Below are 14777 nucleotides of genomic sequence, written 5' to 3' on the forward strand. Positions count from 1 at the left end.
GAAGGTTAATAATAGCCTTAATTGCAAATAAAAGAGGTGCTGTATGTGCAACGAAGTAATTGCATCGGATAATGAGATCGTTGGCGAATACAATTTGCATGATACTGAGCGCTGGGCGAGTGAGCCTCATCACACTCGTGTGAGAACGCCTTTTGAACGAGATCGTGCGCGAATCATACACTCGTCTGCGCTTCGTCGATTGGGTGCAAAAAGCCAGGTTTTAGTTGCAGGTTCGGATGATTTTGCTCGCACTCGATTGACGCATACTTTGGAAGTTGCGCAAATTGGTAGGCAAATTGCAGCAATGCTTGGATGCGATCCAGATGTTGTTGATTGCGCTTGCTTATCGCATGACTTAGGGCACCCACCATTTGGTCATAACGGGGAACGCGCACTCGCAGAATTAGCGAAAAATATTGGTGGATTTGAAGGAAACGCACAAACTCTTCGCTTACTTACGCGCTTGGAACCGAAAGTTTTTCGTGAAAACGGCAGTAGTGCAGGAGTAAATCTTACGCGCGCAGCATTAGATGCTGCAGTGAAGTATCCGTGGGGATTAGAAGAAGCAAAAGCGCACGATAAAGGCGAGCGTGATTTGAAATTCTGTGTATATCCGGATGATCGAGATGTGTTTGAATGGCTGAAAATTGGTGCTCCATGCGAAGCAAAACCAATGGAATGTCAAATAATGGATCTTTCAGACGACATTGCTTACAGTGTGCATGATATTGAGGATGCGATTGTAACCGGCGCTTTTAATCCGGCTTTAGTTGCAGATTCAAAAGTTGTAGATGAAGTTATTGAAGAAACCCACGCATGGTATGGTGAGCGTTGGGATGTAGATAAACTTTTGGATGCTTTGAAACGTTTGCGCTCGCTTCACATGTTTCCTAATTCTTTCGACGGTTCTCGTCGAGCGCTAGCGCAGTTGAAAAATATTACTAGTGCTCTTATTGGTCGTTTTGCAAGCTCTGTTGAGCACGCTACGCGTGAGCGTTATGGCAACGGTTCGCTTGTTCGCTACCGAGCAAACCTTGTGATTCCGGAAAATACTTCCTACGAAATTGTGATGCTGAAAAGCTTAGCTGTGCACTTTATAATCGCCCCTCGAGAGCGTGAAGTTTATAAGCGCGAACAGAAAATTTTGACAGATTTAGTAGAAGTATTTATGAGCAAGTCGCCGCGCTCGCACGATGCAATGGAGGAAGTATTCGTGGGAGATTGGAACGAGTGCACTAACGATGATGAGCGTCTTCGTGTTGCAATCGACCAAGTAGCAAGTCTTACAGACGGTTCTGCTACAACTCTTCACGCGGCTTTGTGCTAACGAATCCACTAGGAGTTTCCAGCACTGGCGAAGAAATTTACCACTCGCCGCAGATTTGCGATAAGCTAGATAGCATGGTTGGAATGATTGTGAAAGAAGACATTGAGCGCGTGCGCGCTGCGGCAGATTTGTATGACATTGTGTCTGCAACAGTGACGCTTAAGCCTTCCGGAACTGGCACTTTTGTAGGTCTTTGCCCATTCCACGATGAAAAAACGCCAAGTTTTAGTGTGCGACCAAGCTTGGGAGTATGGCACTGTTTCGGTTGCGGCGCTGGCGGCGATGTATTTAAGTACGTTGAGCAAAAAGAGAATATTGATTTTCGTGAAGCGGTCGAGTTTTTAGCAGATCGTTATCACATTGAGATGCATTATAAGCAGGAGCAAAATAATGATTCTCAAGCGCGCGGTTCTAAGCGAGCCAGGCTTTTAGAAGCAAATGAAGAAGCGCAAAAGTTTTTCGTTTCAAATCTCGGCACTAAAGAGGCAGCTCCTGCGCGCGAATTACTTGCAGGGCGAAACTTTACTCCGCAACAAAGTGCGCGTTTTTCTTGTGGTTACGCGCCTAAAGGCTGGGATAATTTAGTTAGATATTTGGCAAATAAAGGTTTTACGCGTCAAGAACTTCTTGATGCTGGTCTCGCTAGACTCGGTCAGCGCGGAATATATGACTATTTCCGCGGTCGCTTAACTTGGCCTATTCGCGACTCGACTGGTCGAACTCTTGGCTTTGGTGCAAGAAAGCTTTATGACGACGACTCCATTAGCGCAAAATATATTAACACTCCCGATACTGCACTGTATCGAAAAACGCAAGTTTTGTACGGAATTGACTTAGCTAAAGCAAATATTGTAAAAAAGCGTCAAGTTGTAATTGTCGAAGGCTACACGGACGTTATGGCATGCCATTTAGCTGGTATTGATACTGCAGTTGCAACTTGCGGAACTGCGTTTGGCGTTGAGCATGCAAAAATTGTGCGCCGCCTTATTGCAGACGATTCTTTGGGTGCAATTCAGCTTGTTGGTCCGCTGAAGGTAGATGGACAGTCTGTAAGTTCGCGCATCGTTTTTACTTTCGACGGTGATGCTGCAGGTCAAAAGGCTGCGCTACACGCTTTTGGTTTGGATTCTGCGTTTTTGACGCAAACTTTTGTTGCTGTAGCAGACAATAATCTCGATCCTTGCGATTTGCGTATTCAGCGCGGTGATGAGGCTGTGCGTTCGCTTGTTGCACATGCAAGTCCGCTATACGATTTCGTTATTGACACAGTAATTAATCGTTTTGAGACTTCGTACACTACTGGTCAAATGGGCGCTATAAAGGCTGTCGCTCCTCTTATTGCGCAAATTCGAGACCGTTCGCTGCTTGACTTGTATATGCGCAAAGCCGTGCGCTCAATTGGCGTTGATTTAGCTGTTATGCGCAATGAAGTTGAGTCTGCGCGTAGACGTTTGAAAGTGCGTGACGACGATGCTTATGCGCAAAAGCATAACGTTATTCCGCCTTTTGGTCAGCAAATTCATGACGATCGTAATGCAGGTTTTAAAGCTTCGCGCATGGAAATTATTAAAAGTTCTGCTAAAAATCAGCATTATTATCGTGTGGATGATGCTGTATTTATGTGCGAACAACAATTTATGGCGTTACTTTTGCAAGTTCCGCTTGCTTTTGATGAGAAATTGTTTGCGCAATTGACTTTGAATAATTTTATTACATCAGTATTTCGTACGCTGTTTCAGGCATTTGTAGCTGCAGGTGGATTGCCGGTTGGCAATGTTTCGCAAGGATTGTGGCTGCACATGATGACAAAAGCTGCAGGTCCTTTGCTTGAATCCGTTATTACAGAACTTTCTGTAATGCCGTTGCCGCTTCCTTCTCCTGCAGATACATTGGAAGATACCGGCAATCGACAAAATCAGCAAGTTTCGAACGGATCTCCTTCAGATTTTTTGCGGAAAGCTACGAGTGCAGAAAGTAAGTATGCAAACGAGCTGCTTATTCGCCTTCTTGATATCGGTTATATGCGTAGAATCGGTGCTGCTAGAGTGCGTATGGCGAAACTCAAGGATGGTCAGGAAAAGCTTGAGCTTCTAGGAAAAATTACTTCAATGGAAGCTGCTCGCAAAAACTTACAATCGCAAATTCTATAAGATGTATCAATTACTTGTTTTGTCTTTATATACCGAGATACGCGATTTATATATAAATGTGTAGCTATGTAAGAAAGAAGTGTAGAAACAATGTTTTTATTACCTGAGCAGCAGTTGAATCGCTGTACAAGAGTTATGCAACAACGCCTATATCCGTATATAAATATTGTTTTATCGCACTGTAAAATTCGAGCATATGAGATTGCTGGAGAACCTATTTCTTCTAACGAATTCTTTTCTAAGCTAAAAAGAAACGATATTGTGTTTAGCTCATTTAATGTTCCAGGTGTTTGGGGAACAACTTGGGGTACAACATGGTTTGAAGTTACAGGGTCGATTGATTTTTCAAAGGTAAAAGGGCGCAAAGTTGAGCTAAATGTTGATTTAGGTTGGATTAGCAATCTTTTTCCTGGTTTTCAAGCTGAAGGATTAGTATATAATCTCGATGGAAGAGTTATCAAAGCTGTAAACCCTTGTAATCATTGGGTTCCATTGATTGATGAACATAATAATCGTTCTGTTAGTATTGATGAAAATGGTAATTTTACTTTATATTTAGAAGCTGCAGACAATCCATTTGTTGAAGGATCTACTCCATTTTCTCCTACTGATTTAGGAGATTGTGCTACTGGAAAAACCGAATGCCAATATATGTTGAAGTATGTTGACGTTACCGTTTTTAATCGCAATATTTTTGATTATTATATAGATCTTGAGACTGTAAGTTCTTTGATGCGCGAATTAAATGATGATAATCCGCGTTATTGGAAATTAGCTAAAGCTTTACAGCTCTCCTTAAACGCATATGATGAGCATGATTTTTCTACTGTTCAAAATGCTCGTAAAGAGTTGTTTAATGTATTAAGTTGCCCTGCTGCAGCGAGCTCTATAAAGCATACGGCTGTCGGGCATGCTCATATTGATTCTGCTTGGCAATGGCCTGTGCGCGAGACTCATAGAAAGGTTGCACGCACAATATCTAACGTTTTAGCTCTTATGGATGAGGATCCTGATTTTACTTATGCTATGAGTTCTGCTCAACAATACGAGTGGCTAGAAAACGAGCATCCCGATTTGTTTGAGCGTATGAAAAATAGGATTAAGGAAGGACGTTTTATACCTGTCGGTGGTATGTGGGTTGAGTCCGATGTAATGATGCCATGCGGTGAATCTTTAATTCGCCAAATGACTTTTGGTAAGCGCTATTTTAAGGAGCATCTTGGTGTTGAACCTCATGGCATTTGGCTCCCAGACAGTTTTGGCTATACTGGAGCATTGCCTCAACTTGCTCGCCGCGCTGGATTTGATTGGTTTTTAACTCAAAAGATTTCTTGGAACGATACCACTAAATTCCCGCATCATTCATTCCTTTGGGAAGGAATAGACGGTTCTAGGATTTTAGCTCATTTTCCTCCATCTAATACTTATGCTTCAGCTGTGAGCATGCATGAGTTAGTTTATTCTCAACGCAATTTTTTGGATAAAGATTTATCTGATCACGCAATATTGTTATACGGTTTTGGCGATGGCGGTGGCGGACCTACTCGCGAAATGACTGCTCGTATTAGGCGTGATTGTAATTTAGAGGGTGCTCCTAGAGTTGATTTCGGCACTCCTGATGAGTTGTTTGAAAAAATACGAAAAGATATTGTTGACGATTCAAATGGTAATACACCAGTGTTTAAAGGTGAGCTTTATCTAGAGTTGCATAGGAAAACTCTTACTTCTCAGCAAGATATGAAGCGCTATTGCCGCATGGAGGAATCATTGTTGCGCGTAGCTGAATATCTTGTTGTTTTAGCTCGAGTTTATGCGCCAGAATACCGTTTTAATAGCAATGAGCTTACTAGAATTTGGAAGACTTTATTACTGAACCAGTTCCACGATATTCTTCCAGGCTCTGCTATTGCATGGGTTCATAGGCAAGCTAGAGAAGAATATGCTAGAGATATTTCTTGTTTACGTAAGATTATCTCAGATATTGCTCATGCGATTGTAAAAGCTAACAGTGCGACTGGCACTATTAGCGCGATTAGTATGCGTGAAAATGTAAAGTTATTGACTTATACAGGTAAAAATGAGGTCGCTTGGAATTTATATCAATGCAATGAAAGCGGTAAAAATAATAAAACAACTGTAAAACACAAAAATGATGGTGGAATAATTCTTAATAATAGTGTTTTAAGTGTGATTATTGAACGCGATGGCACAGTATCTTCTGTTAAAGATATTAAATTTAATCGCGAGCTAATTCCATCTGGTTATCGCATGGCGCAATACGAGATACTAAAAGATGAGCCGTATCAATGGGATGCGTGGGATGTTGATAGAGATGCATTTATGAGGAATCGTAAGATTGATGATTCCTCAATTGCTGATGTTAAAGAACTTTTATCGGGCGGTGTGTCTGTTGAAATCTTGGCATGTAAAAAAGATATAAAGATTAAAACAAATATAATTTTAGAGCCATGTGTTAAACGACTTGATTTCCATGCACAAGTTGATTGGAAAGCTAAAGAGCAATTTTTGAAAGTAGATATGCCAACATCTATATGTTCAAATAATGCGCAATATGAGTGTCAATATGGTTTAGTTGAACGTCCAATAGTAAAAAATACTCGTAGTGATGACGCAAAATTTGAATCATGCACGCATAGGTTTGTTCGTATAGAAGATTCCTCTTATGCTGTTGCAGTTGCGAATTCGTCTACTTATGGCGCTGATGCTGCTCCTATTGGCGATTATGTTTCATCTTGTGGAACTATGCTCAGATTATCTTTGCTTTCTGCGCCTCTTTACCCAGATCCAAATACGGATCAAGGTAAGCATGAATTTACTTGGTCATTTATTGCTGATGCAAATATGGATTCAGTGCTAAGTATAGCTGATTTTTTGAATTCGCCAATTATTGATAAGCTTCCAGATGTAGATCCGCTGTTTACGATTCATAGAAACTCAGGTCTAATTGCATTAGATTGGGTTAAGCTAGCTGACGATTGTTCTGGAGATATAATTTTGCGTATTTACGAGCCATGTGGTGGCTGCGCAAGTGGGCAAATAAAACTCAATAAAATCTTGCGTGCGGCTTCGATTGAAGAAGTGGATCTTATGGAAATGCCCGTGTTGCACGGTATGCCTGTAGCTTTGCACAAGAATAATGACGTGTTAAATATAGAATTACATCCTTTTCAGCTATGCTCATTGCGCATTCACATTGCATCTTAATATTGATATTTTTTGTTTATATTTTGATACTTGTGATTGCACATACATTAATGATTATTGCGATTTGCAATATATTTAGCTAAAGCACATATAGGATTATCTGTATTTATATAGTTAATTTCGAGCGCATTCATTATCTGCACTATGATTGGTTGGTCAATATGCGCGCGTCTTACTATTTCTACATTCTGAAATGCAGATTCGATGCTCCCTTTGTATAGCACATTTCCATTATCAAGTATGAGAGCATTTTGACAATTTTTGTATGCGAATTCCATGTCATGGGTAATAAATAATACTGTTACATTTATCGTATGTAAATAATTAAGTATTTTTACAAGTCGCATTTTTTGTAGCTTATCCAACCCGCCAGTCACTTCATCCATAATAATAATATGTGGTTCTCTTAGCAGTGCAGATGCAATGTTAATAAATTTTCTTTCAGAGAATGACAAATTAAATGGGTTTGTATTTTCTTTATCGTTTAAACCAGTAAGATTCACAACGCGACGGTAAAGATCATTGTTTATATTCTTTATCCCATATGTAATCTCTTTATGCACAGTGCTGTTAAAAATTTGATCATTTGGATTCTGAAAAATATAACCAACGAGTGATGTAATATCGTGTTGCTTTAATGTTTTATATTGTTTTCCTTCGATAGCTATGTCACCAGAAGTTGGCTGTAATAAATTATCTATTATTTTGGCTAAAGTGCTTTTCCCTGCTCCATTGCTACCTATTATTGCGCATACTTCACCACTTTCGAATTCTACATTTACGTGTTTTAGAATTTTGCATGAATTTTCTTGTTTATTATTGTTCTTATTTTTTATTTTTTCATTTGAAGGATATTGAAAACTTACATCGTCCAATTTAATTGCAATGCTCATTGCATTTCTCCTTCAATAAAACTATTAATTTGCTTATATCTGTTATGCTAGGCGTTATTTGAATATCAAAATTACGTAACTTTTTTACAATTTTGACGACTTCTGGAATATCAATACAGTCAGAAGGGAAGGTTTCATCATAAAAAACATCATATTTATTCCCATAATGGGTTATAAAACCATTTTGAAGAACAATAATATTATCTGCATATTCCGCTAACAAATTTGTATCTTGTTCACTAATTATTACAGTATGTCCTTCATCTTTGTATTTTTGTAGAAAATTATAAATATTCTTAGTTTCTTTTGGATCAAGTTGTAGAGTAGGTTCGTCAAGAATTAGTATTTCTGGATTATTCACTATAACGCAAGCGATTGCAACGCGTTGAATTTGCCCGCCAGATAGGCTTAGTGGGTTTTGAAGCGCAAGCTGTTCTATGTTAAGTAATTGCATAACTTGTGTAACTCGACTCTCTATTTGTTGAGTAGGGGTGTTGCGATTTTCTAAGCTGAATGCAATTTCTTCAAATACGGTTTTTTTAATATGACTTAATTGTGAAAAAGGATCGCTAAATACAAAGCCTATGCTGCCACTTTCATTAGATTTTGCTAAATCAATCGTGTTGTTTAATAGTATTTTTCCAGAATATTCTCCCTTATAGAAATGAGGAATATAACCCTTAAGAGATAAGCATAGACTTGATTTACCTGAAGCGTTAGCTCCAATTACTCCATATATTTTCCCTGATTCTATCTGTATTGTTATGTTACTTAAAGCTGGTTTTGAAGTAAGTGGATAAGTGTATGAAAAATCGCAAATATTATATGAGATAACCATAAATTACTCTTCCTAGAATAAGAAAAACTAGTGTAATTGTTCCTATTGCTAGTACTAATTTTTCGTGACCATTATGATTAACCTGTTTAATATATGTCTTTTTTTCTGAACTAAAAAAATTTCTTGAATCAAGCATCATTATGCGCTGCTCTATGTTTATTAGTGAAGTAATAAATGCTGGAAGCAAAATCGAAGTAAATGTGCCAATTCTACGTATTAAATTTCCATTAAAGTTTATTCCACGACTTTTTTGCGAGATTATGATTGCTTTAATTTGCATTTGTAAATAATCAATAGTTTGGAAAGTAGAAAGTATTATGAAACATATTTTATTGCTCATCCCAAGTTTGCTTAAAGATATTGTAATATCTTCTATATCAGTTATTTGGAAAAACCATATGACTATAGTTGATATGTTTAAGGTATTCATTCCAAGCGTTATAGAATTAGACAATGCTGTATCTGTAATTTGCAAAAAATTAAGATTTAATATTGCATTTCCTTGTCTATAGAAAGCAACTTGAAATATTGCAACAAATAATGAGAACATGGCTATACTTGCTACAAGTTTATATCCATTCTTTTTTATTCCGCATAGAATCATCAGAATAAGTAGAGCAAGAAAATAGGGGAACAATAAAAGTCGTAAATAGTATAATGTGAATGAAAAAGTATTTAATATAATGTCTACTATTATCAAATATATGGTCAATATAAATTTTGTTGTAGGATACAGCGTTACAAACGTATTTGTATTTTTTACTTGATTAATAGTATCTATATAATGCATGTGCATAATTACTTTTATCTTTGTCTGTATATAGTAGACTCGATTTAATTTTTACTATTCAGAATCTGAATTTTTTAAGTAAAGTGAACCTAATGGGAAAAGAAGCAGTAATTTATTGGGCAAGCATTTTATAACGCTTAAACATATAATGATTGTTAATATTCTATCAGCCCAAGTAAAGAATCCTTCAGCAGAGAATACAGAAATCCAAATATTCACTCCAGATGCAGTTATTAAACCCGCTATCATAGATGATCCTCCGCCAGTAAACCCGCTAAATACTATTACTACTATCGGTGCCGCAATAATAATGGATACTATTGCCATGATTATTGAAGAAATAAAAATTTTCATATAATTTGAAAACATTTTATGTTTTGCTAGAATGCCAGCGCATAAGGCCAGAGCAATATTGACCACTATAAATGGAAGCATGGTTGGCATAGTGATTGATGAAACTATTGAAGATAGCATTCCAGTTATTATTCCTACAAGTGGTCCAAAAACCATGCATGCAAATAAAGTGCCTATAGTATCAAGGAAGATAGGTAGTTTTAGTACGCCAGCTATAGTGCCAGAAATATAATTAATAGCAACACATAATGGTATTGTGACAACTGCAGCAGTAGTAAATTCTTCCTTGAATGATTTAATTATCTGTTTCATGCAACTACCTCCTATTTTATTACTACAAATATAATCTTTTCATGGATTATAAGATACCTTTATAAAGTTTGTAAATTAATATTTAGTGTTTTTGATAAATTTTCGCGAGTATATGACATATATACGGCATATACGCGCTTGCGTATATAAATAACATTTGGTTTTATAATGCTTGCAGTATGTGTTGCTTCAGCTGCACGCTAAAGTTAGTTACATCTGAAACTACAGTTTCTATTAATTGATAGGATGTTGAGAGTTTATGGAAAATAAAGGAATTTATTCTAAAAAGAAAATAATAATAGATACAGATTGTGGTTCGGATGATGCTATGGCAATCGCCATGGCTTTAAATGATCCTAGATATGAGATATTAATGTTTTGCACTGTATCAGGAAACGTGTGCATGGAACAAGCGACTATTAATACGCTTACTACTATCGAGCATGCTGGTTCATATGAGCCACCTGTATATAAAGGAAGCAGAAGCATGCTGTTACGCGATTTGGCTTATGCTCATGAAACTCATGGTAGAGATGGAATGGGTGATATTGGTCTAGTTCCTCATCGTTTGAAAGAAAGTAATGGTAATGCTGTTTTGAAAATGATTGAAACTTTGAGAAACAGTGAAGATGGTGAAATAGATATTATTGCATTAGGACCATTAACTAACATTGCTCTAGCTATTAAGGTTGATTATGAAGCGATGAAAAAAGTTGGTCGCATAGTCGTTATGGGATCTGCTGGTTTAGGTCGTGGAAATGTTTCTCCTGTAGCAGAATTTAATATTTGGCAAGATGCAGAAGCTGCAAAGATATTAGTTGATTCTGGTCTTAAAAATATTATGTTTGTTGGATGGGACGCATGCTTGGGAGAATGTATGCTGAATCCACAAGAAATTGCTAATATTCGCAAAAGTGGAGAACTCGGTAAGTTTGTCATTGATTGTAATAGGGAATTAATGGAAATGAATGTTAGCCGTTTTGGGGATGCTTATCTAGATATGGCTGATCCATCTGCTGTTGCCGCTGCGTTATATCCTGAATGTATAAGCGAGTGCACAAAATATTATTGTCAAGTTGATGCAACTCCTGGACCAAGTTATGGCTCAGTTCTTGTTGATGCTAATTTCTTCTCTGGTAAAACTCCGAATGTTGAAATATGCAGTAGGCTTAATCCCGAAAAATATAAAAATTACATTTATCGTACTTTGCATGTTGTAGATTAGCAAAATTTATTTTTACCAACATGCTTTCTATATTGAAATAACATTTAAATACGACCGGGTTTGTTTATGGTTGTTCACAAACTTTCTCGGTCGTATTTATATTTAATGCGTATAAATTAATGCGTATATTTTTTCAGTATAAATATATTTTAGTTACTAAAGTCAATATCGCCGAGTTTTTCAATAAGCTTCATATTCTCGCTGTAATCAACTGGGCAGGAAATCACATCGACACCGTTTTTCTGATCCAGTGCTTCACGCAGCATGTTGTACAAATCCTCCGGCTTTTTAACAGCATGACCGCGCGCGCCAAAGCTTTCAGCTAGTTTTGGCACATCCGGATTATGGAAATCAACGTATTCGTGCTCGCCTGCATGAAGTTCCATCTTCCACTTAATTAAGCCATAAGCGTTATCTTCCCAAACAAGAACTACCATTCGGCTGCCAACGCGCACTGCAGTTTCAATTTCCTGCACGTTCATCATAAAGCTTCCGTCGCCCATCACAGCCAAAACCGGTTTCGTGTTAATTTTGCCGGAATTATCGCGAATAAACGAAGCTCCAACAGCTCCCGGAAGCGTCCAAGCCATAGTTGAAAGACTGTTGTCGATTATGCAAGTATTCGGGTGCATAGTTGGGTACAATCGTGCCATCCACATTTTAAGGGCGCCTGTATCTACAAGAACCTTCGTGCCTTCAGGAACAGCGCGGCGAATATCGTAAACTACGCGCTGCGGTTTCATTGGCATGCTTTCGTCGTTTTCGCAAGAATGTAATTCTTCCGTAAGCAGTTGTCGAATACGTGGGTGGCTTACGTCGAAAGTGATATTGCGTGTCTTTAATACTTCTGTAAGAGTTTTAAGCGTTTGGCCAATATTCGCCATAATATTCAGCGCAGTAGGGTAGTGCGCGTCGGTATCTTCCACAAAAGTATTGATGTGAATAATAGTTTTATCAATATTTGGGTTGATTTTCTTCGGGTCGAACTGCTGAATTGAGAAGCCGACAGCAATAATCAAATCAGCAGTATCAAACGCGAAGTTCTCGTAATCGCGATGCATGAAGCCGACTACGCCAAGTGCATTCGGATGATTATCTGGGAAAACGCCCTTACCTTCGAAAGTAGTTGCAACTGGCACATTAAGCTGCTCAGCAAAAGCAAGAAGCTGAGCCTCAGCGTGAGAGCGCGCAACGCCGTTTCCAGCCAAAATAATAGGTTGCTTTGCTTGACTAATAATTTTCGCAGCTTCTTCAATAGTGTCCGGCGCTGGCATAATATGCAGAGGATGAGGAAGTGGAAGAGGTTTTGCGTTGTCAGGTGCTGGCATTTCGCTAATATCTTCCGGAATAACAAGGCACGTGGCTCCCGGACGGTTGCGACCGGCAATAGAGAAAGCTTTTCTGACCATTTCCGGCGCAGATTCTGGAGCAAGCATCATAGAAGACCATTGCGTAATTGGCTGGAAGAGCGCAACCAAATCAATAATTTGGTGAGATTCCTTATAAAGCCTAGAAACATTACCTTGTGCGCAAATCGCTACAAGCGGTGTAGTGCTTGCGTTTGCTTGAGCTACAGGAAGCGTTAAATTCAATGCGCCAGGACCTAGAGTTGCCAAGCATACGCCCGGTTTTCCAGTAATATGAGCGTATGTTGCTGCCATAAAACCAGCGCCCTGCTCGTGGCGAGTAAGCACAAAACGAATGCGTCCATCGCGCTCAATTGCTTCAAGAAGCGGAATATTTTCCTCACCTGGAATACCGAATACTGCTTCAACGCCTTCGTTTACCAAGCATTCAACAACTAAATCTGCAGTATTGCGCTTGTGGTTTTCACGAAGATGCTTTTGACGAGCAAGTTTTTGTTCAAGCTTCTGATCTTCTGTTTTGTTTATTTCTGCCATAATTCGCTTCTTGTGTAGACAACAAATTCTTTGTTTTAATATGATATACGCAATCTTGTCTTTAAACGCAATTTTTGCGATGCGCGTGTCATAAAAAAGGGCGGAATTTTGTGTTAGCTACTTTAGGCTAAATCACGCTATTAATAGTTGCTAATTTATTGTTATTGCAACGATTTTGTCGGGAATTTAACCTGATTGTAGGACTGGGTTTCTAGTACAATAGAACCATTGTGTCTATTGCGTTACGGAGGAATGATGAAGCGCTGGCTGTTGAATCTGGTCAAGTGTGAAACCATTCTTATTGTTGCCGCAATTTTAGCGGTTATTTCTTGTTTTTTTGTACCTCCAGATCCGCAATATTTGAGTTATATTCATGTCAACACTATTTCGCAATTAGTGTGTCTTATGATGGTTGTGTGCGGATTCCAGCGCATTGGTGTGTTTCGATCTATTGGTGCGCGTTTGCTAAGGCATGTGCGCACTGAGCGCGGCTTGGTGCTCGTGCTTATGTCGTTAACATTCTTTTCAGCAATGTGGATTACGAACGACGTTGCTTTGGTTACTTTTGTGCCTTTTGCGCTATCTGTGCTCGTAATGGCGAATGCTGAAAAGCAGTCAATTCTTGTAATTACGCTTATGACCATTGGTGCCAATGTTGGAAGTATGCTCACTCCTATTGGCAATGCTCACAATCTGTATTTAAAGGCGTTGACTCATATGTCTACGCAAGATTTTTTGAAGATTATGGCTCCTTATACGATTACAGCAGCACTGTTGATGATCGTGTTTGCATTCGTATTCTTTAAGTCGCGCACAGTTGACCAGTTTGCAGGTTTGCATGGTGACGACATTGAGCAAAGCGTGTTGGCTCCTTCGCATGGTCATCCGCAGCCTGATGAAATTCGTGTTATGGGCTATGGTATGAGTTTTACTCGCTGGCGTGTTGCTGTTTATAGTTTGCTGTTTGTCGTTTGCTTGTGTGGTGTTAGTGGATGGATTCCTGACTGGATTATGGTGCTTATTATGGTTGCAGCTTTTCTTGTTTGCGACCGCCACGTATTCCGTGTTTTAGATTGGGCTTTGCCACTCACGTTTATTATGTTCTTTGTTTTTATTGGCAATATGCGCCGAGTTTCTGGATTTAGCGATCTTGCGCAAATGTGGGTTGGTGTGCATCCGATGGAAGTTTCTATTGCTTCAAGCCAATTTATTAGTAATGTACCAACGACAATTCTGCTTTCTGGATTCTGTGATCAGTGGAAGCTTCTTATTATTGGCACGAATCTTGGTGGAATGGGTACTTTGATTGCTTCTATGGCTTCGCTTATTTCTTATAAGGGAATTACGCACCAGTATTCGCATTACCGTGGGCGTTATTTGCTCACGTATACTATTGTCAATGTGTTCTTTCTTGCAGTGTTGATGTCACTTGCGTGGATTATTGAATAACAATTTTTATATAAACGTTTGATATTTATAATTTTATGGCGCGTTGATAACAGTTTTTTGGTATAATAACCATTTGTTTGCCTCTGTAGCTCAAAGGATAGAGCAACGGCCTTCTAATCCGTTGGTTGCGCGTTCGAGTCGCGTCGGGGGCACGATGAAATCTTGAAATAGCATAGTGCATTTCAAGATTTTTCAGAGTGCCTAGCTTGCTTATGGTTGAAAGCACTGTGTGCTTTCAACGCAAGCTTAGTCTGCCTTATCGGACATTTTGTGGAACATTTGCCGGGGATTTTCCGACATTTTTCTTTACAAC

General features: G+C 38.7%; 10 protein-coding genes and 1 tRNA gene. 6 read left to right on the forward strand and 5 right to left on the reverse strand.

Annotated elements, in window-relative coordinates; translation table 11 throughout:
• Positions 1–43: 43 nt before the first annotated feature.
• From HXT32_RS01665 to HXT32_RS01675, 3 genes are all read left to right on the forward strand, one after another.
• A complete protein-coding gene (locus HXT32_RS01665; protein WP_422119014.1) occupies positions 44–1327 on the forward strand; it encodes a deoxyguanosinetriphosphate triphosphohydrolase in 1284 nt (427 codons plus the stop codon).
• Positions 1321–3477 (forward strand): DNA primase, encoded by a 2157-nt coding sequence (gene dnaG / locus HXT32_RS01670; RefSeq protein WP_422119015.1) that lies wholly within the window; start codon positions 1321–1323, stop codon positions 3475–3477. Before HXT32_RS01665 ends, dnaG begins: the two co-directional genes overlap by 7 nt.
• A 90-nt stretch (positions 3478–3567) precedes the next feature.
• Positions 3568–6702: an alpha-mannosidase gene (locus HXT32_RS01675; RefSeq protein ID WP_422119016.1), complete on the forward strand. Its 3135-nt coding sequence runs from the start codon at positions 3568–3570 to the stop codon at positions 6700–6702.
• A gap of 47 nt (positions 6703–6749) precedes the next feature.
• Here HXT32_RS01675 and HXT32_RS01680 read toward each other — a convergent pair whose 3' ends face one another.
• Genes HXT32_RS01680 through HXT32_RS01695 form a run of 4 tightly spaced genes read right to left on the reverse strand, consistent with a single transcriptional unit; the run spans position 6750 to position 9889 of the window.
• Positions 6750–7595 (reverse strand): energy-coupling factor ABC transporter ATP-binding protein, encoded by an 846-nt coding sequence (locus HXT32_RS01680; protein ID WP_410309273.1) that lies wholly within the window; start codon positions 7593–7595, stop codon positions 6750–6752.
• Positions 7579–8433 carry an energy-coupling factor ABC transporter ATP-binding protein gene (locus tag HXT32_RS01685; protein ID WP_410309272.1) on the reverse strand — a complete coding sequence of 285 codons (855 nt, stop codon included), beginning with the start codon at positions 8431–8433 and terminating at the stop codon, positions 7579–7581. The genes HXT32_RS01680 and HXT32_RS01685 overlap by 17 nt, the downstream gene beginning before the upstream one ends.
• Positions 8417–9229: an energy-coupling factor transporter transmembrane component T gene (locus HXT32_RS01690; RefSeq protein WP_102155721.1), complete on the reverse strand. Its 813-nt coding sequence runs from the start codon at positions 9227–9229 to the stop codon at positions 8417–8419. Before HXT32_RS01690 ends, HXT32_RS01685 begins: the two co-directional genes overlap by 17 nt.
• A gap of 48 nt (positions 9230–9277) precedes the next feature.
• Positions 9278–9889, reverse strand: coding sequence for an ECF transporter S component (locus HXT32_RS01695; RefSeq protein WP_012914361.1), 612 nt, complete (start codon positions 9887–9889; stop codon positions 9278–9280).
• A 259-nt stretch (positions 9890–10148) separates the two neighbouring features.
• On the opposite strand from HXT32_RS01695, the gene HXT32_RS01700 reads away from it, so the two are divergent.
• Complete coding sequence (locus tag HXT32_RS01700; RefSeq protein WP_012914360.1) at positions 10149–11114, forward strand: nucleoside hydrolase; 966 nt, start codon at positions 10149–10151, stop codon at positions 11112–11114.
• 149 nt (positions 11115–11263) lie between these two features.
• Here the strand turns inward: HXT32_RS01700 and HXT32_RS01705 are convergent, their stop codons facing one another.
• Positions 11264–13015, reverse strand: a complete 1752-nt coding sequence (locus tag HXT32_RS01705) for an acetolactate synthase large subunit (RefSeq protein ID WP_410309271.1) — start codon at positions 13013–13015, stop codon at positions 11264–11266.
• A 255-nt stretch (positions 13016–13270) separates the two neighbouring features.
• Between HXT32_RS01705 and HXT32_RS01710 the strand changes: the two genes are divergently transcribed.
• Positions 13271–14464, forward strand: a complete 1194-nt coding sequence (locus HXT32_RS01710) for an SLC13 family permease (protein WP_422119017.1) — start codon at positions 13271–13273, stop codon at positions 14462–14464.
• Between the two features lie 79 nt (positions 14465–14543).
• Positions 14544–14616: transfer RNA gene (locus HXT32_RS01715), tRNA-Arg, on the forward strand.
• Positions 14617–14777 lie beyond the last annotated feature (161 nt).

It is taken from the genome of Gardnerella sp. DNF00747 (genome assembly GCF_049262675.1).
GTDB classification, from domain to species: domain Bacteria; phylum Actinomycetota; class Actinomycetes; order Actinomycetales; family Bifidobacteriaceae; genus Bifidobacterium; species Bifidobacterium swidsinskii.

Bases quoted from the DNA above. Each gene is read 5' to 3' on its own strand.
- HXT32_RS01665 (WP_422119014.1), top strand. From the start codon at position 44: ATGTGCAACGAAGTAATTGCATCGGATAATGAGATCGTTGGCGAATAC.
- HXT32_RS01675 (WP_422119016.1), top strand. From the start codon at position 3,568: ATGTTTTTATTACCTGAGCAGCAGTTGAATCGCTGTACAAGAGTTATG.
- HXT32_RS01680 (WP_410309273.1), bottom strand. From the start codon at position 7,595: ATGAGCATTGCAATTAAATTGGACGATGTAAGTTTTCAATATCCTTCA.
- HXT32_RS01685 (WP_410309272.1), bottom strand. From the start codon at position 8,433: ATGGTTATCTCATATAATATTTGCGATTTTTCATACACTTATCCACTT.
- HXT32_RS01690 (WP_102155721.1), bottom strand. From the start codon at position 9,229: ATGCACATGCATTATATAGATACTATTAATCAAGTAAAAAATACAAAT.
- HXT32_RS01695 (WP_012914361.1), bottom strand. From the start codon at position 9,889: ATGAAACAGATAATTAAATCATTCAAGGAAGAATTTACTACTGCTGCA.
- HXT32_RS01700 (WP_012914360.1), top strand. From the start codon at position 10,149: ATGGAAAATAAAGGAATTTATTCTAAAAAGAAAATAATAATAGATACA.
- HXT32_RS01705 (WP_410309271.1), bottom strand. From the start codon at position 13,015: ATGGCAGAAATAAACAAAACAGAAGATCAGAAGCTTGAACAAAAACTT.
- HXT32_RS01710 (WP_422119017.1), top strand. From the start codon at position 13,271: ATGAAGCGCTGGCTGTTGAATCTGGTCAAGTGTGAAACCATTCTTATT.